The organism is Ensifer sp., from assembly GCF_031989085.1.
Taxonomy (GTDB): Bacteria; Pseudomonadota; Alphaproteobacteria; order Rhizobiales; family Rhizobiaceae; genus Ensifer.
Genome location: NZ_DALZXU010000001.1, coordinates 2365794 through 2391905 on the forward strand (window position 1 = coordinate 2365794; position 26112 = coordinate 2391905).

Genomic DNA, 26112 nt, shown 5'->3' on the forward strand with positions numbered 1-26112 from the left:
ACAAAAGTCGAAGGCTGGAGATAAAGGTGACCGGATTGCACCGCTGATCCGCAAGGGAGGATGTCATGCCGACCATCATGGTCCATCACGATGTCAAGGACGCCAGCCACTGGCTGGCATCGCCGCGCCGCAAGGAAGTCTTCGGACCGATCGGCGTCACCAACATCAGGACATTCGTCGATCCGCAGAGGTCCAACCGCGTCGGTCTGGTCATGGATGTCGCCGACATGGACAAGCTGAACGCCTTCATGCAGACGAAGGCGGCGGCGGATGCGATGGAGTATGATGGCGTCCTGCCGGAAACCCTCGTCATCCTGATCCAGTCCTAGGGACGTCCCGCCCGCGAAGCGCGCCGTCTACTCCGCATAGTCGACCGGCACCGCCGTACCGCTCTTCAGGATCTCCATCGAGATCGAGGCGGAGACGTCGAACAGTTCCACCTTGCGCACGATCTGCTTGTAGACGACGTCGTAGTGCTCGACCCGCGGCAGCACCACCTTGACTATATAGTCGTAGTTGCCGGTCAGGCGATGCGCCTCGACGATCTCGGGAATGTCGCTGATCGCCCTGCGAAACGCCTCGATCCACTCATCGGAATGATGCGCGGTCTTGATCATCGCGAACACGGTGGTCGGCACGCCCATGCGCTCCCGGTCGAGAACGACGATCCGCCGGGCGATGTAGCCCGCCTCCTCCAGCCGCTGGATGCGGCGCGAACAGGCCGAAAGCGAAAGGTTCACCCGGTCGGCCAGTTCGCCGACGGGCATGCTTCCATCCTGCTGCAACAGCCCCAGGAGCTTCCGGTCTCTCTCGTCGATCACGCGCACCTCTCCCATGTGATTTGCTATCTACGCCTCAAGTTTGCACCAGAGGCGAACCCTGCGCAAATGATTTGCGCCAACCCGCATTTCCAGCACCCTCAAAGCGCACCATTGCGGATCGGGATCGGGCATAGTCTCCCCCATGGCAAAACAAGCGGCCGCCTCGACGCGGACGCCGACAGGAGCAGACAGGAAGATGATGCAGATGCGCAAGATCGGCCTTATCGGCGGCATGAGCTTCGAAAGCTCGGTGGTCTATTATCGCATGGTCAACGAGGCCGTGCGCGAGCGGCTGGGCGGGCTGCATTCGGCCGAGGTGCTGCTGCACTCCGTCGACTTCCAGTCGATCGTCGACCTGCAGAAATCGGGCCGCTGGGACGATGCCGCGGCAAGGCTCGCCGACGTGGCCCGCGGACTGGAAAGGGCCGGCGCCGACTGCGTGCTGATCTGCACCAACACCATGCACCTGATCGCCGACGCGGTGCAGGCGGCAATCGACATTCCCCTGATCAACATCATCGACGAGACGGCCCACCGTCTGAAGGCCGCCGGCATTCGCAAGCCGCTGCTGCTTGCAACCCGTTACACCATGGAGCACGGTTTCTACGCCGAGCGCATGAAGAGCCACGGCATCGAGGTGATGGTGCCGGATGCCGACGGCCGCACGCTCACGCACAACGTCATCTTCGATGAGCTATGCGCCGGCAAGGTGCTCGGCACGTCGCGCCGGGCGCTGGTCGAACTGATCGACAAGGCAGAGGCCGAAGGGGCCGACGCCGTCATCCTCGGCTGCACCGAGATCTGCCTGATCCTCGACCCGAAGGCGCTGCCGCTGCCGGGCTTCGATTCCACCGCGATCCACGCCGACGCCGCCGTCGAATTCGCCCTTGGCCGGGAAGATGTCCGCCGGGCCGCATAGGGCCGGCCTTGAGCGCCTCCCGCCGCCCACACTAAGCGGGCCTTAACCCCTTGGCAGCTAAGGATCGGCTGCAGGGATTGGGGATTGGGGATTGCGGGACGCATGGCAGGAATTTCCGGGCTTGAACGCCGGCCGCAGACGCTGCGGCTGGCGGAGATCGTCAGCGCGCTCAGCTACGCGCTTGACCTCACGGACGGCCAGCCGGCCGGCCATAGCGTGCGCTGCTGCTGGATCGGCATGCACCTCGGCGAAAAGCTCGGCCTTTCCGACGCGGAGAAACACGATCTCTATTACACGCTGCTCTTGAAGGATCTCGGCTGCAGCAGCAACGCAGCCCGTATCTGCAAGCTGTTTGCCACCAGCGACCATAATTTCAAGCGCAACGTCAAGCTGATCGACAACAGCCTCACGCAGGTCCTCGGCTTCATCGCCGCCAACACCGCCGTGCGCTCCGGCCTCGCCGTCAAGCTGCGCACGGTGCTGAAACTGGCGATCAGCGGCGGCAAGATCGACCGCGAACTGATCGAAACGCGCTGCGAACGCGGCGCCGAGATCGCGCGGCGCATGCGTTTTTCCGAGCCGGTCGCGCAGGCCATCCTCGACCTCGACGAACATTGGGACGGACGCGGCCAGCCGCTCGGGCGCAAGGGCACGGAGATTTCGCTCTTGGCGCGTATCGCGCTTCTCGCCCAGGTCGTCGATGTCTTCTTCATTACATCAGGGCGCAACGCAGCCTGCCGCGAAGTGCGGCGGCGTGCCGGAAAATGGTTCGATCCGGATCTCGCGTCCGTCTTCAAGGACGTCGCAGCCGCCCCGGATTTCTGGTCGGCGCTGGCCGATCCGCAACTGGACAGCCGCGTCTTCGCGCTAGAGCCTGCCGGGTTCGCACGCGATGTCGATGAGGACCTGCTCGACGACATCGCCGACGGCTTCGCCCAGGTCATCGATGCCAAGAGCCCGTTCACCAGCGGTCACAGCAAGCGGGTTGCGCTGTTTGCCGACCTGATCGCCACCGAGCTCGGCTTCAGCCGCGCCCGCAAGCGCTGGCTGGTGCGCGGTGCGTTGCTGCACGACATCGGCAAACTCGGCGTTTCCAACGAGGTGCTGGACAAGCCGGCCAAGCTCGACCCGCAGGAATGGTCGGCGATGAAGAGCCACCCCAATCTCGGCGCCGCGATCCTGGAGCGCATCGACGCCTTCAGGAGGCTCGCCACCATCGCTCGCAACCATCATGAGAAGCTCGATGGCAGCGGCTATCCCGATGGGCTTACCGGCAGCGCGCTCGACCTCGAAACGCGCATCGTCACCGTCGCCGACATCTTCGATGCCCTGACGGCCGATCGACCTTACCGGGCTGCCATGCCGGCCGCAAAGGCGCTCGCGATCATGGCCGAAGATGTCGGAACCGGCCTCGATCCCACCTGTTTCGATGCGCTGACCCGCGCCCTGCAGGGGCTCGAATCGAAGGCCGCATAGCGTCGCGAAAAGGGACCGATAACAGAGAGATACGAGACTTTCGCGACTCATTTTACGAGCGGCGAAACGACCCGCTCATGCCGCCTGCGCGCCACCGCGCGGCCCGCGCAAACCGATGCAATTGCCCCAGGGGTCGCGCACCTGGCACATCCACAGATCGTCCTCGATTTCGAGCGGTCCGCGATAGAGCGGAGCGCCGATGGCGTTGAAATGCGAAAGCGCCCGATCGAAATCCTCGACCTGCCAATAGACGACCGAGCCGGCAGCACCGCTTGCCACTTTCTCGTCCGCCGGCACGATTTCCAGATGGATCGAGCCGATCTTCAGATACTCGAAATCGAAGGCAGGCAGGCGCTGCCGTTCGGCGCGCGGAAAGGCGCGCTGGTACCAGGTAAGCCCTGCCTCCACGTCGGCGACATGCACGAGAATGGCGGACACACAATCGGGCATGGGAAGACCTCGTCATCGGGGTGAATCGGGGCACGGCATCGCCGGAGAGGGCTGACCGTATACAGCCCTCCGACGCCAAGCCCAATGCCTCTCGCCTGTCCCGATGGATATAGCCCGACACGGTAAATTGCCGTGCGAAACGCCAGGCGGATAGCGGATGGCTCTAAAACGGCTCTCGGGTTCAGGCCAGTGATGGCGCCGCCTCTATCACGCGCGGCCGAGCGAATTCGGCCGCGACCGCAGCCCAGTCGCATTCCTTCAGGCCGGCAGCTGCAAAGGGGTCGATCAGCGTGCCCGAGACGATCGAGGCAAGCAGCGCCGGCGCCGGCGCAACGCGCGCGATCGTCGCCACCAACCGGTCTCGCACCCAGGCAAGGGCAGCTGAATCCGACTGATAGAAGGGCGTGAAGGCCAAAGACAGCATCTGGAACAGCCCAATGTGGTAACGCCGCGCCCGGCCATAGGCGGCAAGCGCTGCGTCAACGTCGTCGTTCAGCGACAACACATGCGCAAGCGTGGCCGCGTCGATCAGCGCCATGTTCGCACCCTGACCGAGTTGCGGACTGGTCGAATGGGCGCTGTCGCCGACGAAGACGACGCGGCCCGCCACCGGCGGACGCATGGTGCGGTGGCAATAGCGCGCCAGCGACAGCTGGTCCCAATCCTCGATCTGGTCGAGCAAGGGGCCGCAGTCGGGCCAATGGGCGCGAATGCCCGCCTTCCACGTCTGCAGACCCGCCCGCTTCACGGCATCGGCATCGCCCACCTTGACGCTCCAGAAGAAGGCGACGCGCTCGCGGTCTTCGGGCTCTGCCCGGCCCGCCGGCAGGATGCCGATCATCACCTTGGCGCGGTCGTAGCGCTGCGTCAGCGCGGTCGGATCATGGGCAAGGCCGTCGCTGTCGAGCGTCGCCCAGAAGGCGCCATAGGCAAGCTCCCGCACTGTGGGTGCCGTTGCGGCCTGTGCCGCGATTGCCGAGCGGGCGCCGGTGGCGTCGATGACGAGGTCATACGCTCCGGCCACACCGCCCGAGGCATCCTTCAGCACGGCCTTGCGCCCCGAGGTCGTCGCCGCCGTCAGCGTCACGCCGGTGCGAACGGAAATGCCCGCCGCAAGGACGGCCGCGTGCAACAGGCCGAACAGCGCGGAGCGCTGCACCCCCAGCCCAAAGCGGCCGCCGGCCAGCGCGTCGTAGCGCACGTCGAGCACCGTGCGGCCGGTTTTCGCGTCGGCGCCATAAAGCCGGTCGATCCGGCGGCCGAGGCCGAGCATCGGCTGCAGCAGGCCAAGCGCGCTCAGCACCGTCAGGCCGGTCGGCTGCAGCATCAGCCCGGAGCCAACGGGAGACGCTTGCCCGAAGCGCTCGATGAGTTCCACCCGGTGGCCCTGCCGCGACAAAATCAACGCCGCCGCCAGCCCAGCCGGGCCAGCACCCGCAATGCCGATATCCAATGTCTTCATGCGTTCCCGGCCTGGCGCGATCGAAGCGCTGCGTCAATTTCCACGGCAAACTATAGGGAAAATCAAGGCGCTACGGCAAGAACGCATGGCCGAGGCATGACGTCGCGCAGAACGTCGGCGGGCGTGGTCGGACGCGTCCGCCCTCATCCGCCTGCCGGCACCTTATCCCCGTATACGGGGAGAAGGACCATCGCGGCACCCGCTCGTTCGGCGACAGCGCCTCTCGTTTGCCTGCCATCTGACGCAAGATGCCAGGTGAAGATGCAACCGCCGATCTCGTCCCCTCTCCCCGCTTGCGGGGAGAGGGTGAGGGGCAAACCCGAGGAAAACGCCACGCTGCGCCCAAGGGTAAGACAATTGAACACGGGCCCTGCGGCCGGCCAGATCGACGCGGCCTCAAGGGGCGGCGTCATACACATCGCGGGCCGAGCGGATGGCGCCGTGGTTGGCCACCGACCAGTCGACGAAATGTTTCAGCAATCCCAGAAGCGAGCGCCCGAGATCGGTGAGCGCATATTCCACGCTCGGCGGCTGGGTCGGAAACACGGTGCGGCTGATATAGCCGTCGCGCTGCAGGTCGCGCAGCGTCTGGGTCAGCATGCGCTGGGAAATGTCCGGGATCAGCCGTCGCAGCTCGGAGAACCGCAAGTCACCGTCGGCGAGCGACAGGATCATCAGCGAATTCCACTTGCCGCCGATATTGTCCATGACGTCGCGCACCGGACAGTTCTCGACATCCATCGGCACGCCGCAAACCATGGCCACGCGCTTGCCCTTCACATCACCGGTCAGCTTGTTCATCGCACGGTACCCTTTTTGTAACCACAGCAGGAAAAACTGCCTCCTTTACAGTTCTTACCAGATTACTAGATTAGAGCAACTCTCAAAAAGAGACCACGAACCGGCAGCGCTGCCTTCCTCCCCAAGCGTCGGCTGGCACCACAGAGAAAAAGGAAAAGACATGTCCGATACATTGCTCGTGACCGGCGCCACCGGCCAACTCGGCAAGCTCGTGCTCGATGCGCTGCTCGCATCCGGCAAGGTCGAGCCCGCCAACATCATCGCCACCAGCCGCGATACGGCCAAGCTCTCCGATTACGTCGGCAAGGGCGTGCAGGCGCGGGTCGCCGACTTCGACGACCCGGCCTCGCTCGACACGGCCTTTGCCGGCGCCGACCGTATCCTGATCATCTCCACCGACGCGCTCGACCAGCCGGGCAAGCGCCTCAGCCAGCATCTGGCCGCCGTGGCCGCTGCCAAGAAGGCCGGCGCCAAGCATATCCTCTACACCTCGATGCCGAGCCCGGAGACCTCGGTCATCCCGTTCGCGCCCGACCATCTCGGAACCGAAAACGCCATCAAGGCGACCGGCATCCCCTACACGATCCTGCGCAACGGCTGGTACATGGAAAACCTGTTCATGGCGCTGCCGCATGCGCTGGAGACCGGGCAGTGGTACTCGTCCTCGGGCAACGGCCGCCTCGCCCACCTCGCCCGCGCCGATGCGGCAAAGGCTGCCGCCGCCGCCCTGCTTTCGGCCGGCAGCGAGAGCCGCACCTATACGCTGACCGGCCCCGAGCTGCGCTCGACCGACGAGATCGCCGCACTGGTCGCGAGCGCGGCCGGCAAGCCGCTCGACGTCGTGCACATTTCCGACGAGGCGCTGGCCGGCGGCCTGAAGGGCGCGGGCCTGCCCGACTTCCTCATCCCGATCGTCGTCTCCTTCGACGCCAACACCCGCGAAGGCCATATCGACATGGTGACCGGCGACGTCGCGACCCTGACGGGCGCCGCACCGCTGCCGTTGACCGCCTTCCTCGAAGCGAGCAAGGCAAGGCTTGCCGGCTGAGCGGCCGGAAGATGAAGAGGCCCGGCGTTCGCGCCGGGCCTCCATCGCCCGGCAGGCTTGCGCCGCGCCAGCCCGGAAGCGCGCGCGAGGCGGGGCCTATCACGACATATGTTCTTGTTATGTTCCTTGATTGCGGCTATTGAATCAGCCAATCAACACCGCAGGGAGCGAAGAGCATGAGCATTTATGTGACGGTGGGCGCTTTGGACGCCGACAAGTCCAATTCCTTCTACGATCAGGCCCTGGCGACCATCGGATGGTCGAAGCATATCGAATTTCCCGGTTGGCGCGCCTATTCCGAAGGCGGAACGGGCAAGGGCACGGTCCTGTGGGTCTGCCAACCCTTCAACGGCGCACCGGCCAGCGCCGGCAACGGGTCCATGGTCGGTTTCATGGTCAAGTCACGCGCGGAGGTGGACGCATTCTACCAAGCGGCGATCGCCCATGGCGGCGCGGATGAAGGCGCCCCGGGCGCGCGCCCCCACTATGGCCCCGACTGGTATGCCGCCTATATGCGCGACCCCTCAGGAAACAAGATTTCCGTCGTCTACAACGGCTAGGCATTTCCGGGGAAAACTATGTCGCGATTTTCCATCCGGAAAAGCGTAACAGCGGCTTAGAGCGTTTCTGTGTTCAGTCTAAGCCGGAAACGCTCCAAACTCTTTCGGCTCACGCGAAATCTCGTGCATGGCGCGTCCGGGGCTCAAGGGGCGCGGAGGCTGCGCGACGCCACCGTGCGGCCCTGCCCCACCAGGCCAGGAAGGCGTGATCGCCTATCGCACCGCCTCCACCGGCGCGGCATCGGCGCGCACCGCGATTTCGGCAAGCGCAAGCGCACCGACGCCAGCCAGGAAGAAGCCGGCCGACAGGTTCAGCGTCGATCCGTCGTAGAAGGCGCCGACCGCGATCGCAAACAGGGTCGCCACAAGGCTCGATCCGGACGCGATCAAGGACGCGCCGAGCCCTGCGACCTGCCCGAGTGAGCGCATCGCCATGGCATTCAGGTTTCCGAACAGCACCCCGATCGCGAAGAATGCGGCAAAACCCAGGAGCATCAACACGGCAAGCGGCGGCCGTCCGCCCCAGGCAATCGACGCCGCCAGCATCACGAGCCCGGCCGCTGCCAGGCCGATAAAGCCGGCGCGCGCCATCGCCTGCGCGCCGTGGCGCTCTACCAGCCGGGCATTCAGGAACGAGGCGAGCCCGATGCCGGTCGCAAGCATCGCGAAATAGAGCGGGAAGGTCTGGCCGATCCCGTAGACGTCGAGGAACAGGTCCGCCGCCGTGCTGAGATAGAGAAGCTGCGCGCCGAAGACGAGCCCTGTCGCCACGATCAGCAGCGTCACCCGCGCGCTTGCAAGGATCCGCCGCCCGTTTGCAAGGAGGAGCCGCGGGCGAAAGGCGATGCGCCTGTCGGCGGGCAAGGTCTCCTTCTGCCTGAGCACCAGCCACACCCCGAGAAGGCCTGCAACCAAGAGATAGACCGCAAAGACGCTCCGCCAGCCTCCGAGCGCGATGATGCCCTGCGCCAGGGCCGGCGCCAGCATCGGAACGAGAATGAACAGCGTGAACATGAACGACATGACCCGGGCCATGGCGTCGCCCTCGAACTGATCGCGGATCATGGCGCGCGTGGCGATCTTCGGACCGGAGACGCCGACGCCCTGCAGGAATCGCCCGAGAATGACCACCTCCAGCGAGCCCGCCAGCATGGCAATGACGGTGCCGAGCGCATAGACGCCAAGGCCGAGAACCAGCGCCCTCTTCCGCCCCATCGCGTCGGAGAGCGGCCCCAGCAGCAATTCGCCAAAGGCCATGCCAAGGATGAACAGCGAGATGATGTGCTGGGTGGAAAGCGGCGGTGCCGCGCCGACATCGGCGCCGATCTGGCGCAGTCCCGGCAACAGCGCATCGATGCTGATCGAGGTGAGCGAAGTCAGGAGGGCATAGAGAACGATGCGTTCGCGAAAGCTGGTCGAGGATGTCATCGGCTGCACATGTGGGAGAAGAGAGGCTCGACCTATAGCAGTCTTGCGGCGGGATGCGTGCGGCTTTCGCCACCTTCGGCTGCAAATTTCCGGCCGCTGCCTAACACAATCTCTCCCGCACTCAACCCGTCAGGTGCGAAACATCCGCAAGGCTGACGACCGCCCGGTTGCGGAAGAAGTCGTCCTGGCGCAGATGGGTGATGCTGCCGGATTTCGCCGGAAAGCTCAGGAACCCGCAGGCTTCGATCGGGACCTTCATCCAGGCGGCCAGCACCAGTGTCAGCGTGAAGCCATGGGTGACGATAACATGCGTCTCGCACGGCCGCGCGACGATGGCGTCGACCCGGGGGTAGACACGGGCGGCGACATCCCGTCGGGTTTCCGCGCCATCGATCCCGCAGGGAAAGTCGAGCCGGTCGTCGTCCGGCGCCGGCGTGTAGCGCGCATCGAGCCAGGCCTGGGGTTTGCCGCCGGCCACGCCATAGCTGATCTCCCTGAGATCGGCGGTTTCCGTCACGGGCTGGCCGAAACGCCTGGCGATGGCCGCTGCCGTCTGGGCGGCCCGACGAAGATCGGAACTGTGGATCTCCACCTCTTTGCCGCCGACGAGGGCCATCAGCCGCTCGGCCGTCGCCGCCGCGTCCTCATGCCCGCGCGCCGTCAACTCGGTGTCGTACCATCCGCCCACCTTGTCCTCCTCATGATGGATGGACTGCGTGTGCGTGACGACGAAAATCTCTTTCATGGCGGGCGCCTCGTGAGGGTCGATTCGTGAGGGTCGGTTCGCGTAGGAATGCGCAAGGAAGCAGGCGCCAACCGCTTTGGCACCAACGCAACACTGCATCAGGCGGGGATCCGGCATGCGGCCACGGGCAGTGCAACCGCAGCCAAGCGCTGGCCCACCGTTACGATCGGCCGCCGCCATCGGCGGCCGATCGTAAGACCTGCTGCGGATCAGCTCACACAGTCTGGCCGCAGGCGCGGCGGAAGCGGCGCACGGTCTCGGCCATGCCGTATTCCAGCGCATCCGCCGTCAGGCCGTGCCCGATCGAGACTTCGGCGATATTGGGAACATGCTTGACCAGCAGTGGCAGGTTGGCGACCGTCAGGTCGTGGCCGGCATTGACCTCGAGCCCGAGGCTGGCGGCGATTGCGGCCGTCCGGCCAAGTGCCGCGGCAATCTCTTCGGCCTTTTCCGGGTCATCGTAGCAGCCACCATAGGGGCCGGTGTAAAGCTCGATGCGGTCGGCACCGGTTTCCCTGGCGATGCGTAGCGCTTCGGCGTCCTCGTCGCCGTCGGCAAACAGCGACACGCGAAAGCCCTTCTTCTTCAGCCGGCCGACGACGCTGCCGAGAAGATTGTGGTTCTTGCGGAAGTCCCAGCCATGATCGGATGTCGCCTGCGCCGGATCGTCGGGCACCAGCGTCACCTGCTCCGGCTCGTGGGTTTCGACGAGACGCAGAAACTCCTCGTTCGGATAGCCCTCCATGTTGAACTCGGTCGACGAAAATTCATCGTCGATGAGATCGCGGATCGGCTGCAGGTCGGAAAAGCGCACATGGCGCTGGTCCGGGCGCGGATGCACCGTCAGCCCGCTCGCGCCGGCTTCAAGGGCAATGCGGCCGAGCGCGGTGACGGACGGCCAGGGAAGATCGCGCCGGTTGCGCAGCATGGCAACGGCATTCAGATTTACAGACAGTTTTGCGGGCATGTCGGAACTTTCCAGAGGCGGGCAATGTCAATGCAATGTTCTACTGCATAATGGCGCAAATCGAAAATGGTTTGAACCAAGATTATGCAGCAATTCCAAGGAGTAGATCGAGCGACGAAAGCTCGCTTTCCGCACAGCGTGAAATCGGGCCATCTCTTGACTGAACCTTGACATTAGTCACGCCTAACATGCAAAACATTGACTGCGTGCAGGTTGAAGCGGGCACTCCGCTACATTCTGCCACAGGAAATGGTCGCGATTTTTGCGTTTATTTCAGATAAATCTCAAATTTGGCGGCAACTGTTCATGACATCGGGTTTTTTTGAGCCTAAATTTCCGAATCATATCGAAAAGCGGCAGCCTGCCCTTCGATCCCTTTCATAAAGTTTCGCGGCGAATGAACCTGGAGCAACAATCGATGATGACGGTCGAAAGACCCTGCGACGAGACGATACGGCAGAGCCTTCGCCGGATCATCGAGAGCAAGGCTTTCGCACGCTCCGAACGGCTGCGCGCTTTCCTCGGCTATGTCGTCGAAAAGGAGATGAGCGGCGAAGGCCCGCAGCTGAAGGGTTATTCGATCGCCATCGACGTCTTCGATCGCCCGCAGGCGTTCAATGCCGACAGCGATCCGCTCGTCAGGGTGCATGCCGGCAAGCTGCGCAAACTGCTCAAGGCCTATTACGAGACCGACGGCGCCGACGACGAATGGCATGTGATCATTCCCAAGGGCACCTACGTTCCGGAATACAGCCGCCAACGCATCGCCACGGCCGCCCCGGCAAAACCCCAGGCGAGCCAGCCGAAATTCACGAGAAAGCGCCTTCCGGGCCAGAATTCGGCCTGGCCGCCGGCACCGCTGTCCTCGCCGCTGGCCGTGCTGTCCGTTCTGCCGCTGCTGCTCTTTGCGCCGCTGCCATCGCCGGAACTGACGCTTGATATCGACGCCCAGGCCAAGCTCTTCAACAGCCGCTATTCGGTCGAGCGGGTGTTGCCGTCCGTCAACGTCACGATAGCCGGCGAAGGCAACAGCGACGTCAAGGCTTTCGCCACGGCCCTTCGCACCGCTGCCCAGCGTCACCGGACGCTGGCGCGCGCCACCGATGGCGATTCCGGTCGGCCGGTCTCGCGCAACGCGGCATTGTCGTTCTCCGTCGAGCTTGCCTTCCAGGACGAGCCGACAGCCGGCGTGCGGATCACGCTGAAGCATGACGGCGAAGGCGTGCCGCTGAGGCAGGATTTCATCACCACGGAACGGCTGAAAAGCGAACCGGACGTGCTGTTCGAGAGCATGTCGCTGGCCTCCGAGCTGTTTTCTCTCGATGGCGAGATCTACACCCATGCGAGCGAGGAGCAGATCCAGAGCCCGCTGATGGACTGCATGACGGCAACCGCGCAGTACCGCAAGCTCCTGAGCCGCGACACCTTCGAAAAGGCATGGTCCTGCCAGAAGGCGCTGGCGCCGCTGCGCGGCGATGAGCCTCTGTTCATCCTCAGCGCCAACAGCCCGCTCAAGGTCATCGGTCACTGAAAGCCGCCAAGGCGGAAGCAGGCATCGCGTCCGCGCCGTTAAGGCGCGCACGCATCGCCCGAACCAGCATTTCCCCTGCAATATTAAAGACTATTCATATACGCGATTCGCGTATACGGTGTGCTCATGCGTTGGGAATTGGTGCCTGGTTGCTCGTCAGGCAAGCACGATTGTCCGCAGTAACCGCGCGTTTGCGCGGTGTGCCCCAGCCGAGCAGCATGCGCCATCGTCGACGACCGACGGTTGCATGGGAGCGCCCCGCGGGTCTCGCTCCGATCACACCGCACGGGCGCGGCAGGTTCCCGATGCCTGCGGCATAAATCCGTAAATCGGCAGCGATATCCGGATCGGTTGTGCCGCAAATCGCAGCGTCACGGCCCCTTGCGCGCCTTGGGAAAGGCGTTGGGGCCGTCAATCGGGGACAATCGATATGCCGCGAGACTACATGAAATACGAGGGCGTGCTGGCGGCGCCCGAGCGTGTCGGCTACCTGCCCAAACTGCCCCTTCCCCATCACGACCCCTCGAGCCCGCTCGCCATCGCCGACATGGCGGATGCGTTCGGCGTGACCCATCGCACGCTGCATTTCTATGAGGAGAAGGGCCTGCTCATTGCCGCGCGCCTCGGCCCCATGCGCGTCTATGGCCCTGATCATATCCGGCGCATGGCCGTCATCAATGCCTGCCGCGAAATCGACATGCCGATCGCAGCGATCCAGGAGCTGCTGTCGAGCCTTGCCGGCGCCGACACGCAGATGGAGGCCGACCGTCTGTTCAAGGAGGCGCTGCTGTCGAGACGGCGCGAACTCGCCGCCCAGCAATCCAACCTGCGCCGCCAGATGCAACGCATCGCCGAACTGCTGGAAGACGGCGCCGAGCACGGCGGGGCCTCGCCCGACGAGAGCGAGCACGTCCACCTCACGGCGATCGAAAGCGAGTGCCTGACCTTCATGGCAGAAGGCTACCCCGCCTCGCGCATCGCCCGGCTGATGGAGATGGATCTGGCGGCATCGCTCACGCTCGAGGCCGGCATCATCCGCAAGTTCAACGCCCACAATCGTTTCCAGGCAATTGCCAAGGCGGTGCTGTCGGGAATGATCACCCCGGAGTAGCCACGACGGCGCTAGCCGTGCAGACATGACGAACATTCAGCCGCCCTTGCGGCCCCGCCTTTTGGGCGCTGCAACGTCAGAAGGGGGAACTGCGCTTTCCGGCGGGCAACCGGAACGGATAGCTCAGGCTTTTGACAGCCGACGGAGCCGAAGCCTGAGTTCGTTGGCAAGCGCCGTCTTGCGAAATGGCGTCAGCTTTCGCCAGGCCCTGATTTCGTCGACGGTGCGGCCACATCCGACACACCACTTCTTGACCGGGTCGAACTGACAGACGTCGGTACACGGCGATCGATCCTTCATGGCGCCTGACAATATCCTTTGCGTTATTTCATGTAGGCCCTGACGACGTCGATAAGCTCGGCCGCTGCGTCGTCGCGCTCCTTCTGGCTCAAGCCCTCGGCCGCCAGATGCAGCCGGATGTGATCTTCGATCACTTCGCCCATCAGCCCATTGACCGCGCCGCGCACCCCGGCGATCACCTGCATGACCTCGGCGCAGCCTTTCTCCTCCTCGAGAAGGCGTTCGACGCCCTCCATCTGTCCGCGGATGCGGCGAACCCGGTTGATCAGCTTTTGTTTTTCGCGCGCGGTGTGCGTCATGGAATTAGGCTCCCGATGTGGTCGTGACTGGCTACGCCGCCCGCGCCTCGACCTCAACCGTTACATGCGACAAATCCGAAATCGCCGAGAGCTTTTTGCGGTAATGGGACGGTGCCATGGGCATCTCGGCGACGATGGAAACGATGGCACCGTGGTGCCCCGGCCCCAGCTGCCAGACATGGAGATCGATGATCTCCGCGCCCTCCGCGGCGATGATCTCGCTGATTTCCGCCGGCAGATCCTCGCCATCGGGGATGTAGTCGAGCAAGACGCCGCCCGCATCGCGGATCAGCCCCCATGACCATCGGGCGATGACCAGGGCGCCGACGATGCCCATTGCCGGATCGAGCCAGATCCAGCCGTAGAGGCTGCCAAGCAGAAGCGCCGCGATGGCGAGCACGGATGTCAGCGCATCGGCGAGCACATGAACATAGGCCGCGCGCAGGTTCTGATCCCTGCCGCCGCCATGTCCATGCGCGTGCCGATGCGAATGCGAATGCCCGTGATCATGACCATGGGAATGGCCGTCCCTCAGCAGCAAGGCGCAAACGACGTTGACCACCAGGCCGACCACGGCGATGCCGATGGCTTCCCTGAAGTCGATCGCGATCGGCGCGCTGAAGCGCTGGATGCTCTCCCAGCCGATCAGCATGGCGACGATCGCAAGGATGATGGCGCTGGCGAAACCGGCGAGATCGCCGATCTTGCCCGTTCCGAAACTGAAGCGCGCATTGCGGGCGTGCCCGCGGGCAAAGAGATAGGCAAGCGCCGCGATCAGCATCGCAGCCGCGTGGGTCGACATGTGCCAGCCATCGGCGACGAGCGCCATCGAGCCATAGACATTTCCAGCGACGATTTCGACCACCATCATCGTGGCGGTGATCGCGATGACGGCCCATGTGCGTCGTTCGTTGCGCTGATGGTCATCCCCGAGGAAGACGTGGTCGTGAGCCGCGTGCAAGACCCTCGCCTCGCCCGCACCATGATCATGGTGGTGATCATGGCCGTGCGGATGCGGATGGGCGTTGCCGTGATGGTGACTGTGGGACCCTGTCATGTCGCCTGCTCCTCAATTTAATATAGGAGGGTATACTATATTTTCACGCACGACAACAGCTCGGGAGCCCCCCGCCGATCTGCGCCATAGTGGCGAGCGCCTGCATTTGTCCCCCGTTCGGCGACAATGGGATGTCTTAAAAGTCACGCGCATGATAGGAGGCGGGCTCGACAACAGACATGAGATACCGCGATGCTTCCCTGGATCCAGCTCGACCGCGCAACCATTCCCGGCGATGGCGACGAATTGCGCCTGAAGCAGCGTGGTCAGGAATTCTCCATCATGCTCGGCTCGACGGAGCTGATGAACAGCCGGCTCAGCGGCTCGGAAGAAGCCCTGGCGACGCTCAGCCATGAGCGGATCGCCGGTCGCAAGAACGCCTGCATGCTGATCGGCGGGCTCGGCATGGGCTTTACCCTGCGCGCCGCGCTCGGCGTGCTGCCGGCCGATGCCCGGGTGGTGGTGGCCGAGCTTGTGCCTGCGGTCGTCGATTGGGCGCGCGGGCCGATGGCGGATCTGCACAAGGGCACGCTCGACGATCCCCGCGTCGAGATCCACATCGGCGACGTCGGCGCGCTGATCCGCGCAAAGACGGCAGCCTATGACGCGATCCTGCTCGATGTCGACAATGGCCCCGACGGTTTGACTAGGCCTTCCAACGACAGCCTGTACAACCACACCGGCCTTCGGGCCGCCAAGGCGGCGCTGCGTGCAAACGGCGTTCTTTCCGTCTGGTCGTCCGCGCCCGACGCCGCCTTTACCCGTCGCCTGCGCGAAGTCGGCTTTGCCACCGACGAGGTCAACGTGCGCGCCAACGGCAAACGCGGCGGCGCCCGCCACGTGCTCTGGATGGCGACGAAGAAGTAGGCGACCCCACGGAACGCGGCGTCGGCCCGAGCGCCGCGATGCTGACCTCAGCGAACGATCGTCAGGCGCTCGGCGGCACGCGTGATCGCGGTATAGAGCCAGCGCTCGCGGGTATCGCGAAAAGCCCAGCTCTCGTCGAACAGCACGACGTTGTTCCACTGCGAGCCCTGCGCCTTGTGCACCGTCAGCGCGTAGCCGAAATCGAACTCGTCGTAGCGCTTGCGCGTCGACCAGGGGATTTCGCCCTCGACATCCTCGAAGGCTGCCTTCAAGAGCTTGATCTTGGCGGCACCGCGATCCATGTCGTCGTCCTCGGGACGGATCATCAGGTTGATGCCGGGCTTGACCGTTTCCTTCGACGAACTCATCACCTGCCAGAGCGAGCCGTTGAGCAGCCCCTTGGCCGGGTCGTTCCTGAGGCACACCAGCTTGTCGCCCGATTGCGGGTATTCGCTGGTAAAGCCTTTCAGTTCGCGAAGACGCTGGTTGTAGCGCCGCCGCGTCTTGTTGGTGCCGACCAGCACCTGGTCGGCCTCCAGCACCAGGTCCTGGTTGACCTGCCCGCGGCCGATCACCTGGGTGGTGCCGTAGTCGCCATGCGCGATCTCGTTGCCTTCGCGCACCTGCATCGCCAATCGGATGATCGGGTTGTCGCGCGCCTGGCGGTGGATATCGGTCAGGAGATAGTCGGGTTCCTGGTTGGTGAAGTAGCCGCCGCCCGTCACCGGCGGAAGCTGGCCGGGATCGCCGAGCACCAGGATCGGCGTGCCGAAGCTCATCAGGTCCTTGCCGAGCGCCTCGTCGACCATTGAGCATTCGTCGACGATGATCAGCGCCGCCTTGGCGACCGGGCTCTGGCGGTTGATCGAGAACATCGGCGCGATCGAGGTCTTGCCGGTTTCCTCGTCGGAAACCTCCTCTTCTCCGCGCGGCCGGTAGATCAGCGAATGAATGGTCTTGGCGTTGCTCGCCCCCTTGGAGCGCAGGACCTGGGCAGCCTTGCCGGTAAAGGCCGCAAACAGCACGTCGCCGTCCACGTGCTCGGCGAAATGGCGCGCGAGCGTCGTCTTGCCGGTTCCGGCATAACCGAACAGCCGGAAAAGCTGCGAGCGGCCTTCCTTCAGCCATTGCGAAACGGCCTTGAGGGCCTCGTCCTGTTGCGGAGCAAATTGCATGACGCGAAGTGTCAGGATTCGGGGTCGACAAGCAAGCCCGGATTTCTGAGCCTCCCGGCCGTAACCGTGGCCCGCAAGCCGCGCCGGCGGCGCAAGCCATGTGAAATCCCGCGCCGGATCAACACGATATCGCTTCGAAGGTGCATGAGGCTGGCTTGCAGATGGCTCGGCTCCAGCAGCCGTGAATGCGCCGGCCGCCCGGCCGTCCTGACTCGCAGGCCATCGCCTGTGGCACTTTCTTGCCCTATCGCCCGCCTGCCGCTTGAATGGCTACGTGCAATGCTGCTAACGAGCGATTGCGCGACATATAGCCCCATTGACGGGATGGCCCGCGCCAAACTGATCAGGTCCGCAGCAGGAATAGCTCCGCCTGAAGCAATGCCGGAGAATGCCCTTGACGCCCGACCAGCCCGCCACGCCTTCCCCTTCGGCACCCGTCGGTCTTGGCCGCCTCGCACCGGCCCTGCAATGGCTGCTTCTGACGCTGGTTTCCGGGGTGTTCGCGGTTGTCATGGAGCTGTTCGGCATCCCCGCCGGCCTGTTGATGGGGCCGATGCTGGCCGCCATCCTCTTCGGCATGAACGGCTGCACCATCCGCCTGCCCAAGCAGCTCTTCTTCTGCGTGCAGTTCATCCTGGCGATGATGATCGCCGGCGCCATGACGCCGGGCATGCTCGTCACCTTTTCCGGCAACTGGCCGCTGTTCCTCTGCGTCATTCTCTCCGTCATCGCCGTCAGCACGCTTTGCGGCTGGGTGATCACCCGCATGCGCATCCTGCCGGGCACCACCGCGATATGGGGTTCGTCGGCGGGCGCCGCGTCCACCATGCTGATGATGGCGGACGCCTATGGCGCCGATGCGCGCCTTGTCGCCTTCATGCAGTATCTGCGCGTCATCTTCGTCGCCAGCACCGCGACCATGGTCGCCCATCTCTGGGTGACCGGCCCCGAAGCGGAGGTGGCGATCGTCTGGTTCGAGCCGGTCTCGCTGCTGCCGTTCCTGGCAACGCTTGCCGTCGGGCTTGGCGCCGCCTTTGCCGGGCGCATGCTGCGCGTGCCGGCAGGCGCCTTCCTCCTGCCGTTCCTCGTCGGCGCCGCGCTCAATATCTCCGGCGTCATGACCACCGAGCTGCCGCAATGGCTGCTGGCGCTCTGTTTCGCCCTGCTCGGCTGGAACATCGGCCTCGGCTTCACCCGCTCCATCCTCGCCCATGCGCGCCGCGCTCTGGTGCCGACGGTGATCTCGATCGTCGTGCTGATCTCCTTTTCCGGCCTGCTCGCTCTGCTTTTGATCAAGGTTGCCGGCATCGATCCGCTGACGGCCTATCTGGCCACCAGCCCGGGTGGTCTCGATTCCATCGCGGTAATCGCTGCCTCGAGCAATGTCGACCTGTCCTTCGTCATGGCGTTGCAGACCGCCCGGCTGATGATCATCACCATGATCGGCCCGGCGCTCGCCCGCTTCGTCGCCGACCGCGCGTGAGAAATTCGTGACGGTGCAACAAGACCGGGAATAAATCCCGTTCTCATCGTGTCTCTCTATCGGACCCGCGCGCCTGCGCACTCCGTTAGAAACACCTTGAGGAAGGAAAGCTCCCATGAGAACGTTACAGCTCGCCATCGCCATTTCCCTTGTCGCCGGCAGCGCCCTTGCGGCCCCGCCGGTCAAGACGGTCGAAACGGCGAAGGGCAATGTGCTCGCCGCCGCCAACGGCATGACGCTTTACACGTTCAAGAATGACAAGAAGGGTGAATCGACTTGCTACGAATCCTGCGCCACCAACTGGCCGCCCTTCATGGTCGAAGGTGACGCCAAGGCGGAGGGCGCCTTTACGATCGTCGACCGCAAGGACGGGGCCAAGCAATGGGCGAAGGACGGCATGCCGCTGTACTTCTGGATCAAGGACAAGAAGATGGGTGACGCGACCGGCGATGGCGTAAAAGGCGTCTGGGATGTCGTCAAGCCATGACCGCATGAGCGAGGGTGCGGAGGCGAGTGCCGCCGCGCCCGACCGGTTCGAGGAGGACGTGCTGGCGCTGATGCCGGCACTCAGGCGCTATTCGCGCAGCCTTGTGCGCTCGGACCCCGATGGTGAAGATCTGCTGCAGGATTGCGTCGAGAAGGTTCTGGCGCGCCGTGCCCAGTGGCGCGGCGTCAACCTGCGCGCCTGGGCCTTCACCATCATGACCAATCTCAGCCGCAACCGTCACCGGCACACGGCGCTGCACCCCGAAGTCGAGCTCGACGACACGCTCGGCCTGCAGGCGGAAACCCAGGCGAGCGATCCGCTCGAGCGCTCGCGGCTCGAGCGGGCGCTCAACGGCCTCTCGGCGGAAAACCGCTCGGTGCTGATGCTGGTGGTGATCGAGGGCTACCGTTACCAGGACGTGGCCGAGATGCTGGCCATTCCGATCGGCACGGTGATGTCGCGCCTGTCGCGCGCGCGCCACCAGCTGGCCGAAGCGATGAAGGACGACAACGTGATCAGCATGCGGAGACCGAAATGACGGACGAATGGAACACCGTCTCCGAAAACGACCTCCACGCCTATGTCGACGGCTTCCTGAACGAGGCGGACAAGGCGCGGGTGGAGCAATGGCTTGAGCGCAACCCGGCACGCGCCGAGGACATCCGGCAGTGGCAGGCCCAGGCGGGCGAACTGCGCGCGATGTTTTCGACCTATGCCCGCAGCGACGAGCGCGATCGCGCGCTCTTGAGCCCAAAGACCAACCCGGACGAAGCCACGGCTTCGGCGAACCGATGGAACGCTGGCCTCGCCCGTCGCATCGCAGCCGGGCTCCTGTTGTTTGTGGCCGGCGCGCTGACCGGGCTCTATGCGCCGCATATCCTCGCCCCCGGCCGATCCGATCGGGTTGCCGAGGTCGCCGAAAGCCTGCCGCGCCAGGCGCAGTCGGCGTTCCTGATCTATGCGAGCGAAGTGCGTCACGCCGTCGAGGTCGGGCCGGACCAGCAGACCCATCTCGCCAACTGGCTCGGCAAGCGCCTCGATCATCCGCTCAACATCCCCGACCTGTCGAAGCTCGGTTTCTCGCTGGTCGGTGGTCGGTTGCTGCCGGTCAACGGCAAGGCCGGCGCGCTGTTCATGTATGAGGACGCAAGCGGCCAGCGGCTGACCGTGCTTCTCGGCCGCAACCCGGACAACCGCGAAACCAGCTTCCGCATCGACAACAGCGGCGGCGTCGAAACCTTCTACTGGATCGACGGCCCGATCGGCTATGCCGTCACCGGCGAGGTGCCGCGCGCGCTGCTGCAAAAGGTCGCCGACGAATGCTACCGCCAGTTCGAGGGCGCCGGGGAGGCAAAGAGCTGAGTTTGGTGAGCCCCGGCTGACGAATGGCCGATCCTGCCAATAGCGTAGGATATCAGGGCTTTACGTGGCCATTTGCGTCAGCGGTTCACGTTGCGTGACGCAGTCCGTGTTGCTCCGGCCTGCCTGCTTCCTTTCGCAAGCGCAGAACCTGCCCCTCATCCGGCCTGCCGGCCACCTTCTCCCCGCCTGCGGGGAGAAGGAAACGCGCGGCACCCGCTCGCGTCCAAACAGGCTAATCTCGGTCCGCAAGATCTCTAACCGCAAATGCCGCAACGGGACGCAGCCGCAGCGCGCGTCCCCTCTCAACGCTTGCGGGGAGAGGGTTAGGGGCAAACCCGCTCGCCCTGAGAAAATAGGCAATTCGGCTCGCGCCCTCACCGCAGCGGATCGTTCTCGATCACGATCGGATGCCCGTGCGGCGTCGCTTCCGCGGCGCGCTGCCAGCTCTTCGTCAGGGTGTCCAGCTGCCCGCTGGAGGTGATCGAAAGCTCGGTAACGAGGCGCGACAGAGCGGCGACCCAGCAGTCGAAATAGTCGCTGGCATCGGCCTTGCGGCCCGGCCTGTAGAGCTCGGCCGAGAGCGCTTCGGCCCATTCGGTCCAGGAAAACACGCCCTTTTCGTGCAGCCGGACGGTCATGGCAAAGGCGGACGCCTGCCAGGGCTCGGCAAAAACGGGATCGCCTTCCGGTGATTTCGGCAGTTCCGCCGAGGCTGCAAGCGGCGATGTCGTATTACAGGTGCTCAAGATAGCTCTCCCAGGCATCGATCGAGACCGAAAGCGTCGGGTCGGCGCCCTCGCCCCAGATCTCGGCCCCGTCGAAAACCACGGTATAAAGCCACTGCGCGTTCTCGCCGCGGCCATGGGCGTTGTCGTCGGGAAAGACGAAGGAGCCCTGCACTGCCTCGACAATGCCGGTCTTGGCGCGCGCATAGCGCGGCAGCCGCGTGTGGGTGGTCGGATTGAAGTTCCGGGTACGCACCCTTTCACCGACGACGAAGCGCGGGGGCTGATCGACAGGCCGGTCGCAGGGACCGCCTTTGGCAAGCACCGCCGGCACCATGTCCGCCTTCAGCACGCGCTTGGGGGTCGCACCCTTTTCGAGCATGTGGCCGCCATCGAGCTCGCCCTGCGTGACGAAGCCGTGGCGCTTCAACAGCGTTTCCAGCGCCCGCGTCCAGATCTCGTAATAGCTGGCCGAGAGATAGGTCGCCGGGGCCAGGTTTTCGCGCGCATGCCGGCTCTCGTCGATCGTCCATGCGCCAAAAGCGCCGCAGGAGAGCGTCACGCCAAGCGCGCGCTTTTCCCATTCGGCATGAAAATAGGGCTCGTTCGGCTCGGGCGCGACCGGGCCCATGCCATGCTGGCCGCCAAGATCGTGCGGCCCGTTCATCGCAGCGCCTCCGGTGACAGCGCAAGCCCGGTGCCGATCATCGCATCGCGGGTAACAAGGTCGGCAAGCTGCGCCTCGTCGAGACCCTCCGTTCCTGCCGGCCGTTCCGGCACCACGAGATAGCGCAGCTCCGCCGTCGAATCCCAGACGCGAATGCGGGTGTCCTCCGACAGTGTCAGCCCGAACTCCGAAAGCACCCCGCGCGGATCGATGACCGCCCGCGATCGATAGGGCGGCGCCTTGTACCAGACCGGCGGCAGGCCAAGCACCGACCAGGGGTAACAGGAGCAGAGCGTGCAGACGACGAGATTGTGGGTGTCGGCCGTGTTGAAGACGGCGCGCATGTGCTCGCCCTGCCGGCCGGTATAGCTGAGGCTGGCGATCGCCTCTGTCGCATCCCGCTTCAGCCAGTCGGCGAATGCGGGATCGACCCAGGCCTTGGCCACGACGCGCGCACCGTTGCGCGGGCCGATCTTCGTCTCGTAGGTCTCGACAATGGCATCGATCGCCGCCGGGTCGATCAGCCCCTTCTCCGTCAGCACCGTTTCGAGCGCCTTCACCCGCGCTTCCATGTCGGTGAAATGGTTGTCGTGATGATGGTCGTGGCTGTGACCATGATGATGTTCGGACATTGCCTGGCTCCTCGCAGCACGGCGCCCCATGGGCGCGCAGATCGTGCCGCTGCCTCCCTGTGGCAATAGTCGTAGCGAATAAACGCCGATTTCGAAATCGATTTTACCAGCGGCCGCGGACCAGAATTGTCACGGTAACAAGTCCGGTTCGACAGCGACGAAGACATGATTGCAATCCGCGACCACCACAAGTCGACGGTTGCGTTAAGGTCTTCGCACACCGGGTGATTCGACGCGACGGCCCTGCTGGCGCGGCGGATCCGGGACGAGGCATGAGGGAACGGACAGCGGATGACGACACCAATCGAAAGTGCTTTCCCATCCCGTGCGATCAGGATCGTTGCGCCGTCGTTTTCCCTCGGCTTCTTTTTCTTGCTACTGGCACTTTTGCCGTTGCCGTTCGCAGTCGGGCTGCTGCGGCTGCCGATCGACGAGATCAGGCGCGATTACGCCATCAGCCAGAACCCCGTCCTCGTCAGCGGCGCAGAGATCTGCACGGTCGATTGCGTGGGTGGCAGCGGCGAGCCCCCGCTCTGCAGGACGCAGGTTCGCTTTCAGCACGATGGCCGGCCTGAAGAGCAGGTCTTGGCCACCCGTTCGCTCGGCCAGCCCGGCGCTTGCCGGCAGGGCAACATCACCATCGCCGGCGACAACCCCGCGCATATCAGCCTCACCCATGATTATAGCAGCATCATGCGGTCGACCGCGCAGCGACTTATCCTCGGCGCCGGCCTTGCGCTGTTCAGCCTCGTCATGTTGGCCAAGGCGATACCCGTTCTCCTTGCCCGCCGCGTGGCCGGCCGGCGGTACCTGCTGAAACCGGTCATCGTCGATCTCAGCGGCAGCCAGGTGCTGCGCTACACGACGAGCCTTCCCTTGGCGCGCGGTGCGATCAAGACAGCCTATACCCGAATGAAACCGGGCGAGAACCCGCTATACCTCCGGCCGACGGCCGACAACGGCACGCCGCCGACAGCCGCCTTTGCCGCTCACGACTACCCTGCCCTTGCCGTTGTCGCTGAAGGCGTCTCGTTGCCGATCCTGCTTGACGACAAGCTGACGCGGCTTGAACTGAGCGCGCCGGAGCGCAAGCGCATTCGGGCGGCCATCGACGAAACGATCGGGTCTACCGCCGGAGACATCGTAACCCCTGCTTCGGTGCGGGAGAGGCTCATCCGGCCATTGTTGAGACATCGGCCCCTCGATGGACCGCGATTGTCGCCCAAATGGGCACACCGGCTTGCCATCAGCGGGGCCGCTGTGGTCGCGATCCTGATCGTTCTGGTAACGTCCTGGCTCGACGTTTTCAGCGACTGACGACCTAGCCAAGTCCGCATGCCATGGACTGGCGCCAGTTCGGCGTGGCGAACGCCTTGCCTGCCGTGACCGGCCCCTTCCGGCGGGTGCCGGCAAGGCCCCGATTTTTGCTATTTCAGCATCGGCCAAAGGCTGATGACGAGCAGCACCGCCATGGTGATGTTGAACCATTTGAGCCGTGTCGGTTCCGACAGCCATTGCCGAAGCGCCGAGCCGAAGCCCGCCCAGGTCGACACGCTCGGCACGTTGACGAGCGCAAAGACGAGGCCGACGACGAGCACGCTCATGAGATAGTTGGCACCGCCCGTATAGGTCGCCATCGCCGAGACGGCCATGACCCAGGCCTTGGGGTTGACCCACTGGAAGGCGGCGGCAGACAGGAAGCTCATCGGCGTGGCACCGGCCTTGCCTTCGGCGAGGGAGCGCGACGTGCCGATCTTCCAGGCGATCCAGACGAGATAGGCGCCGCCGGCGAATTTCAGGATGGTATAGAGCAGCGGCACGGAATGCAGCAGCGCGCCGAGCCCAAGACCGACGGCGATCAGCAGCGAGAAAAAGCCGGCGCCGATGCCCAGCATGTGCGGGATCGTTCGCACGAAGCCGAAGTTCACGCCCGAGGCAAACAGCATCATGTTGTTCGGACCCGGCGTGATCGACGTCGTGAATGCGAACAGAAACAGCGCCAGAAGCGTATCGGCCTGCATGGTCTTCCTCCTCGTGAATTAGGTCAACATAGCTGACCTAATTGCGGCGCGAAGCCGCAGACTTGTCACGGTGACAAGATCGGCCGACGCCCTGCGCGATACAAGCCTGCCCGCGGCCGAAAATTGCCAAGGCCGTGCGGTCTCGGATAGACAATTGACCGGCTCGATCATGGAGGAGGCACAGCATGGACCAGTTCACGGGCGGGTGCCGGTGCGGCAGCGTGCGGATCGTGGCGACGGGCCGCCCTTACCGGGTGGGCATTTGCCACTGCCTGGACTGCCGCAAGCACCATGGCGCGCTTTTTCACGCATCCGCGATCTTTCCGCAGGACGCGGTGGCTATCACCGGCGAGACGCGGGACTATGCCGGGCGGTTCTTCTGCCCCCGCTGCGGCTCCTCCGTATTCTCGCGCTCCGGTGACGAAATTGACGTGAACCTCGGATCGCTCGACGCCCCCGATCAGCTGACGCCGACCTATGAACTCTGGACCGTGCGTCGCGAGGCATGGCTGCCGCCGTTCCCGCAGATGACACGATACGAACGCGATCGTGACGAGACCAGCCGCTTCGAGAGCGGGGTGTAGATCGGGCGGGGCATCATCCAACCGACCCCACGATCAAAACAGACGGCAAGGCAAGGAACCACGGCGATCCGCGCGCCTGAAAAGACGCGCGGATCGCCGTGGCATCGGATGGGATCAGCCCCACTTCATCTCGCCCTTGGCCACCTTGGCGCCAAGCTCGAGCGAGGAGACGTCGGCAAGATCCGGGTAAAGCGCGACCATGGCGGCGATCAGTTCGGCGCTGTCCTTTGCCTTGGCTTCCGCCGCGTTGAAGGCGATGAGATAGTCGCGGGTAAACAGGATCGCCTCGACGCCATCCGGCCCGCCCTCGACCTTGTGCGCCGGCACGGCGATTGCCGGTTTGCGCGCCGCCATGGCGTCGAGCGCTGCGATCCATGCCTTGCGATCCTCCGCCGTCGGCTCGTCGGCCACCCAGACATGGCTGCCGGAATAGACGAGCACGCCGCCGAAGATGGCGTTGAGCGAAGGCACGTGCAGGTAGCGGCGATCCTTCATGCCCTCGACGGTGACGATGTCGATCTGATTGCCTTCGAGCGACAGCGAGGAAAGCTCCGATGGCGCGGGGATGACGACATCGGCCAGCACCTTCGGTCCGTTGTCGCCGAGCTGCGGGCTCCAGGTATCGAGCTTCGTCTGGACATTGGCGTTGATCGCCGCAACCGTTGCCGGCGCCGCCATCACCTTGGCCTCCGGGAACGCCTCGACGACGGGCCGCAGGCTGAAATAGAAGTCCGGATCGCTGCAGCTGACATAGATCGTCGTCAGCCTCTTGCCCGTCGCCTTGATCGCCTCTGCTACGGCCCTGCCATCGGAAAGCGTGAAACCGCCATCGATCAGGATCGCTTCTTTTTCCCCGGTCAGGAGCACCGGCGTGCGGCGGAAACCGGCCTCGCCCGCCTGGAAATAGGTCCAGTCCAGCTTCGATGCGGCCCTCGATGCGGCTTGGGCCGTAATGCTGCCGGCCGGCTGCAGGAGCGCAACCGCGCCGACGGCTGCGGCCGTCTTCAGTGCGGCGCGCCGCGTCATCAGGATGTGCATGGGTTCTCCTTTGCATGAACCGGTGATGTCGGCGCGACAATGCCGAGCGAAACCCGCTTGAAAAAGCCCGACGGTTCGAACAGATTGTCTGATAAT

The 26112-nt window shown here is 64.4% G+C and carries 30 protein-coding genes; 14 read left to right on the forward strand and 16 right to left on the reverse strand.

Annotated elements, in window-relative coordinates; all coding sequences use genetic code 11:
• Positions 1-65: 65 nt before the first annotated feature.
• Entirely contained in the window at positions 66-329 is a 264-nt protein-coding gene (locus tag RTP54_RS11620) for a hypothetical protein (protein ID WP_112810828.1), read from the forward strand.
• A 27-nt stretch (positions 330-356) separates the two neighbouring features.
• On the opposite strand, the gene RTP54_RS11625 is transcribed toward RTP54_RS11620, so the two are convergent.
• A complete protein-coding gene (locus tag RTP54_RS11625) occupies positions 357-821 on the reverse strand; it encodes an Lrp/AsnC family transcriptional regulator (RefSeq protein WP_112810827.1) in 465 nt (154 codons plus the stop codon).
• Between the two features lie 199 nt (positions 822-1020).
• Here RTP54_RS11625 and RTP54_RS11630 point away from each other — a divergent pair, with 199 nt between their 5' ends.
• Both RTP54_RS11630 and RTP54_RS11635 read left to right on the forward strand, forming a co-directional pair.
• On the forward strand, positions 1021-1740 hold the full coding sequence (locus RTP54_RS11630) for an aspartate/glutamate racemase family protein (RefSeq protein WP_312363245.1): 720 nt from the start codon (positions 1021-1023) through the stop codon (positions 1738-1740).
• Between the two features lie 102 nt (positions 1741-1842).
• Positions 1843-3216: an HD-GYP domain-containing protein gene (locus tag RTP54_RS11635; RefSeq protein ID WP_312362742.1), complete on the forward strand. Its 1374-nt coding sequence runs from the start codon at positions 1843-1845 to the stop codon at positions 3214-3216.
• A gap of 75 nt (positions 3217-3291) precedes the next feature.
• Here RTP54_RS11635 and RTP54_RS11640 read toward each other — a convergent pair whose 3' ends face one another.
• The 3 genes from RTP54_RS11640 to RTP54_RS11650 form a co-directional block, all read right to left on the reverse strand.
• Positions 3292-3666, reverse strand: a complete 375-nt coding sequence (locus tag RTP54_RS11640) for a glyoxalase/bleomycin resistance/dioxygenase family protein (RefSeq protein WP_112816191.1) — start codon at positions 3664-3666, stop codon at positions 3292-3294.
• 181 nt (positions 3667-3847) lie between these two features.
• Positions 3848-5128: an NAD(P)/FAD-dependent oxidoreductase gene (locus tag RTP54_RS11645; protein ID WP_312362745.1), complete on the reverse strand. Its 1281-nt coding sequence runs from the start codon at positions 5126-5128 to the stop codon at positions 3848-3850.
• Between the two features lie 396 nt (positions 5129-5524).
• Positions 5525-5929: a helix-turn-helix domain-containing protein gene (locus tag RTP54_RS11650; protein ID WP_312362747.1), complete on the reverse strand. Its 405-nt coding sequence runs from the start codon at positions 5927-5929 to the stop codon at positions 5525-5527.
• Positions 5930-6089: 160 nt separating this feature from the next.
• On the opposite strand from RTP54_RS11650, the gene RTP54_RS11655 reads away from it, so the two are divergent.
• Both RTP54_RS11655 and RTP54_RS11660 read left to right on the forward strand, forming a co-directional pair.
• Positions 6090-6977 carry an NmrA family NAD(P)-binding protein gene (locus tag RTP54_RS11655; protein WP_112816188.1) on the forward strand — a complete coding sequence of 296 codons (888 nt, stop codon included), beginning with the start codon at positions 6090-6092 and terminating at the stop codon, positions 6975-6977.
• Between the two features lie 176 nt (positions 6978-7153).
• A complete protein-coding gene (locus RTP54_RS11660) occupies positions 7154-7537 on the forward strand; it encodes a VOC family protein (RefSeq protein WP_312362749.1) in 384 nt (127 codons plus the stop codon).
• A 213-nt stretch (positions 7538-7750) separates the two neighbouring features.
• Here RTP54_RS11660 and RTP54_RS11665 read toward each other — a convergent pair whose 3' ends face one another.
• From RTP54_RS11665 to RTP54_RS11675, 3 genes are all read right to left on the reverse strand, one after another.
• Positions 7751-8965: a multidrug effflux MFS transporter gene (locus RTP54_RS11665; protein ID WP_312362751.1), complete on the reverse strand. Its 1215-nt coding sequence runs from the start codon at positions 8963-8965 to the stop codon at positions 7751-7753.
• A 121-nt stretch (positions 8966-9086) separates the two neighbouring features.
• Positions 9087-9710: a histidine phosphatase family protein gene (locus RTP54_RS11670; RefSeq protein ID WP_312362753.1), complete on the reverse strand. Its 624-nt coding sequence runs from the start codon at positions 9708-9710 to the stop codon at positions 9087-9089.
• Positions 9711-9924: 214 nt separating this feature from the next.
• Positions 9925-10677: a pyridoxine 5'-phosphate synthase gene (locus RTP54_RS11675; RefSeq protein ID WP_112810818.1), complete on the reverse strand. Its 753-nt coding sequence runs from the start codon at positions 10675-10677 to the stop codon at positions 9925-9927.
• 418 nt (positions 10678-11095) lie between these two features.
• On the opposite strand from RTP54_RS11675, the gene RTP54_RS11680 reads away from it, so the two are divergent.
• Both RTP54_RS11680 and RTP54_RS11685 read left to right on the forward strand, forming a co-directional pair.
• Entirely contained in the window at positions 11096-12208 is a 1113-nt protein-coding gene (locus RTP54_RS11680; protein WP_112810817.1) for a hypothetical protein, read from the forward strand.
• A 430-nt stretch (positions 12209-12638) separates the two neighbouring features.
• A complete protein-coding gene (locus RTP54_RS11685; protein ID WP_312362756.1) occupies positions 12639-13319 on the forward strand; it encodes a MerR family transcriptional regulator in 681 nt (226 codons plus the stop codon).
• Positions 13320-13442: 123 nt separating this feature from the next.
• On the opposite strand, the gene RTP54_RS11690 is transcribed toward RTP54_RS11685, so the two are convergent.
• Genes RTP54_RS11690 through dmeF form a run of 3 tightly spaced genes read right to left on the reverse strand, consistent with a single transcriptional unit; the run spans position 13443 to position 14975 of the window.
• Entirely contained in the window at positions 13443-13619 is a 177-nt protein-coding gene (locus RTP54_RS11690) for a DUF1289 domain-containing protein (RefSeq protein WP_112816185.1), read from the reverse strand.
• A gap of 23 nt (positions 13620-13642) precedes the next feature.
• The gene (locus RTP54_RS11695) at positions 13643-13918 is read right to left on the reverse strand and encodes a metal/formaldehyde-sensitive transcriptional repressor (protein WP_112810814.1); all 276 of its coding nucleotides are present in this window, start codon (positions 13916-13918) and stop codon (positions 13643-13645) included.
• A 31-nt stretch (positions 13919-13949) separates the two neighbouring features.
• Positions 13950-14975: a CDF family Co(II)/Ni(II) efflux transporter DmeF gene (dmeF, locus tag RTP54_RS11700; RefSeq protein WP_312362759.1), complete on the reverse strand. Its 1026-nt coding sequence runs from the start codon at positions 14973-14975 to the stop codon at positions 13950-13952.
• 192 nt (positions 14976-15167) lie between these two features.
• On the opposite strand from dmeF, the gene RTP54_RS11705 reads away from it, so the two are divergent.
• Complete coding sequence (locus RTP54_RS11705; protein WP_112810812.1) at positions 15168-15842, forward strand: hypothetical protein; 675 nt, start codon at positions 15168-15170, stop codon at positions 15840-15842.
• Positions 15843-15889: 47 nt separating this feature from the next.
• Here the strand turns inward: RTP54_RS11705 and RTP54_RS11710 are convergent, their stop codons facing one another.
• The gene (locus RTP54_RS11710) at positions 15890-17017 is read right to left on the reverse strand and encodes an ATP-dependent RecD-like DNA helicase (protein ID WP_112816182.1); all 1128 of its coding nucleotides are present in this window, start codon (positions 17015-17017) and stop codon (positions 15890-15892) included.
• A gap of 394 nt (positions 17018-17411) precedes the next feature.
• Between RTP54_RS11710 and RTP54_RS11715 the strand changes: the two genes are divergently transcribed.
• The 4 genes from RTP54_RS11715 (at position 17412) to RTP54_RS11730 (ending at position 20349) form a co-directional block, all read left to right on the forward strand.
• Positions 17412-18500, forward strand: coding sequence for an AbrB family transcriptional regulator (locus RTP54_RS11715; protein ID WP_112810942.1), 1089 nt, complete (start codon positions 17412-17414; stop codon positions 18498-18500).
• Between the two features lie 115 nt (positions 18501-18615).
• Positions 18616-18987: a hypothetical protein gene (locus tag RTP54_RS11720; protein WP_112810809.1), complete on the forward strand. Its 372-nt coding sequence runs from the start codon at positions 18616-18618 to the stop codon at positions 18985-18987.
• Positions 18971-19525, forward strand: a complete 555-nt coding sequence (locus RTP54_RS11725; RefSeq protein WP_112810808.1) for an RNA polymerase sigma factor — start codon at positions 18971-18973, stop codon at positions 19523-19525. The genes RTP54_RS11720 and RTP54_RS11725 overlap by 17 nt, the downstream gene beginning before the upstream one ends.
• A complete protein-coding gene (locus RTP54_RS11730) occupies positions 19522-20349 on the forward strand; it encodes an anti-sigma factor (protein WP_312362761.1) in 828 nt (275 codons plus the stop codon). Before RTP54_RS11725 ends, RTP54_RS11730 begins: the two co-directional genes overlap by 4 nt.
• Positions 20350-20723: 374 nt before the next feature.
• Here the strand turns inward: RTP54_RS11730 and RTP54_RS11735 are convergent, their stop codons facing one another.
• From RTP54_RS11735 to nthA, 3 genes are read right to left on the reverse strand one after another with little or no spacing between them, the layout of a single operon-like run.
• The gene (locus RTP54_RS11735; RefSeq protein WP_112816278.1) at positions 20724-21113 is read right to left on the reverse strand and encodes a nitrile hydratase accessory protein; all 390 of its coding nucleotides are present in this window, start codon (positions 21111-21113) and stop codon (positions 20724-20726) included.
• The gene (gene nthB / locus RTP54_RS11740) at positions 21082-21741 is read right to left on the reverse strand and encodes a nitrile hydratase subunit beta (RefSeq protein WP_312362764.1); all 660 of its coding nucleotides are present in this window, start codon (positions 21739-21741) and stop codon (positions 21082-21084) included. Before nthB ends, RTP54_RS11735 begins: the two co-directional genes overlap by 32 nt.
• Positions 21738-22373 carry a nitrile hydratase subunit alpha gene (gene nthA / locus RTP54_RS11745; protein WP_312362766.1) on the reverse strand — a complete coding sequence of 212 codons (636 nt, stop codon included), beginning with the start codon at positions 22371-22373 and terminating at the stop codon, positions 21738-21740. Before nthA ends, nthB begins: the two co-directional genes overlap by 4 nt.
• Before the next feature lie 291 nt (positions 22374-22664).
• Between nthA and RTP54_RS11750 the strand changes: the two genes are divergently transcribed.
• Positions 22665-23690, forward strand: a complete 1026-nt coding sequence (locus RTP54_RS11750) for a hypothetical protein (protein WP_312362768.1) — start codon at positions 22665-22667, stop codon at positions 23688-23690.
• Between the two features lie 110 nt (positions 23691-23800).
• Here the strand turns inward: RTP54_RS11750 and RTP54_RS11755 are convergent, their stop codons facing one another.
• Complete coding sequence (locus tag RTP54_RS11755; protein WP_112810803.1) at positions 23801-24394, reverse strand: LysE family translocator; 594 nt, start codon at positions 24392-24394, stop codon at positions 23801-23803.
• Positions 24395-24579: 185 nt separating this feature from the next.
• Here RTP54_RS11755 and RTP54_RS11760 point away from each other — a divergent pair, with 185 nt between their 5' ends.
• Positions 24580-24978 (forward strand): GFA family protein, encoded by a 399-nt coding sequence (locus RTP54_RS11760; protein WP_312362770.1) that lies wholly within the window; start codon positions 24580-24582, stop codon positions 24976-24978.
• A gap of 114 nt (positions 24979-25092) precedes the next feature.
• On the opposite strand, the gene RTP54_RS11765 is transcribed toward RTP54_RS11760, so the two are convergent.
• A complete protein-coding gene (locus RTP54_RS11765) occupies positions 25093-26007 on the reverse strand; it encodes an MBL fold metallo-hydrolase (RefSeq protein ID WP_312363247.1) in 915 nt (304 codons plus the stop codon).
• Positions 26008-26112: the final 105 nt, after the last annotated feature.

Excerpts from the sequence above, each read along its gene's own strand:
- RTP54_RS11685 (WP_312362756.1), top strand. The coding sequence starts at position 12,639 with ATGCCGCGAGACTACATGAAATACGAGGGCGTGCTGGCGGCGCCCGAG.
- RTP54_RS11690 (WP_112816185.1), bottom strand. The coding sequence starts at position 13,619 with ATGAAGGATCGATCGCCGTGTACCGACGTCTGTCAGTTCGACCCGGTC.
- RTP54_RS11750 (WP_312362768.1), top strand. The coding sequence starts at position 22,665 with ATGACGACACCAATCGAAAGTGCTTTCCCATCCCGTGCGATCAGGATC.
- dmeF (WP_312362759.1), bottom strand. The coding sequence starts at position 14,975 with ATGACAGGGTCCCACAGTCACCATCACGGCAACGCCCATCCGCATCCG.
- RTP54_RS11730 (WP_312362761.1), top strand. The coding sequence starts at position 19,522 with ATGACGGACGAATGGAACACCGTCTCCGAAAACGACCTCCACGCCTAT.
- RTP54_RS11725 (WP_112810808.1), top strand. The coding sequence starts at position 18,971 with ATGTCGTCAAGCCATGACCGCATGAGCGAGGGTGCGGAGGCGAGTGCC.
- RTP54_RS11640 (WP_112816191.1), bottom strand. The coding sequence starts at position 3,666 with ATGCCCGATTGTGTGTCCGCCATTCTCGTGCATGTCGCCGACGTGGAG.
- RTP54_RS11645 (WP_312362745.1), bottom strand. The coding sequence starts at position 5,128 with ATGAAGACATTGGATATCGGCATTGCGGGTGCTGGCCCGGCTGGGCTG.
- RTP54_RS11655 (WP_112816188.1), top strand. The coding sequence starts at position 6,090 with ATGTCCGATACATTGCTCGTGACCGGCGCCACCGGCCAACTCGGCAAG.
- RTP54_RS11760 (WP_312362770.1), top strand. The coding sequence starts at position 24,580 with ATGGACCAGTTCACGGGCGGGTGCCGGTGCGGCAGCGTGCGGATCGTG.
- RTP54_RS11675 (WP_112810818.1), bottom strand. The coding sequence starts at position 10,677 with ATGCCCGCAAAACTGTCTGTAAATCTGAATGCCGTTGCCATGCTGCGC.
- RTP54_RS11695 (WP_112810814.1), bottom strand. The coding sequence starts at position 13,918 with ATGACGCACACCGCGCGCGAAAAACAAAAGCTGATCAACCGGGTTCGC.
- RTP54_RS11650 (WP_312362747.1), bottom strand. The coding sequence starts at position 5,929 with ATGAACAAGCTGACCGGTGATGTGAAGGGCAAGCGCGTGGCCATGGTT.
- RTP54_RS11620 (WP_112810828.1), top strand. The coding sequence starts at position 66 with ATGCCGACCATCATGGTCCATCACGATGTCAAGGACGCCAGCCACTGG.
- RTP54_RS11670 (WP_312362753.1), bottom strand. The coding sequence starts at position 9,710 with ATGAAAGAGATTTTCGTCGTCACGCACACGCAGTCCATCCATCATGAG.
- RTP54_RS11735 (WP_112816278.1), bottom strand. The coding sequence starts at position 21,113 with ATGCCTGGGAGAGCTATCTTGAGCACCTGTAATACGACATCGCCGCTT.
- RTP54_RS11635 (WP_312362742.1), top strand. The coding sequence starts at position 1,843 with ATGGCAGGAATTTCCGGGCTTGAACGCCGGCCGCAGACGCTGCGGCTG.
- RTP54_RS11680 (WP_112810817.1), top strand. The coding sequence starts at position 11,096 with ATGATGACGGTCGAAAGACCCTGCGACGAGACGATACGGCAGAGCCTT.
- RTP54_RS11720 (WP_112810809.1), top strand. The coding sequence starts at position 18,616 with ATGAGAACGTTACAGCTCGCCATCGCCATTTCCCTTGTCGCCGGCAGC.
- nthA (WP_312362766.1), bottom strand. The coding sequence starts at position 22,373 with ATGTCCGAACATCATCATGGTCACAGCCACGACCATCATCACGACAAC.
- RTP54_RS11660 (WP_312362749.1), top strand. The coding sequence starts at position 7,154 with ATGAGCATTTATGTGACGGTGGGCGCTTTGGACGCCGACAAGTCCAAT.
- RTP54_RS11710 (WP_112816182.1), bottom strand. The coding sequence starts at position 17,017 with ATGCAATTTGCTCCGCAACAGGACGAGGCCCTCAAGGCCGTTTCGCAA.
- RTP54_RS11630 (WP_312363245.1), top strand. The coding sequence starts at position 1,021 with ATGCAGATGCGCAAGATCGGCCTTATCGGCGGCATGAGCTTCGAAAGC.
- nthB (WP_312362764.1), bottom strand. The coding sequence starts at position 21,741 with ATGAACGGGCCGCACGATCTTGGCGGCCAGCATGGCATGGGCCCGGTC.
- RTP54_RS11705 (WP_112810812.1), top strand. The coding sequence starts at position 15,168 with ATGCTTCCCTGGATCCAGCTCGACCGCGCAACCATTCCCGGCGATGGC.
- RTP54_RS11755 (WP_112810803.1), bottom strand. The coding sequence starts at position 24,394 with ATGCAGGCCGATACGCTTCTGGCGCTGTTTCTGTTCGCATTCACGACG.
- RTP54_RS11665 (WP_312362751.1), bottom strand. The coding sequence starts at position 8,965 with ATGACATCCTCGACCAGCTTTCGCGAACGCATCGTTCTCTATGCCCTC.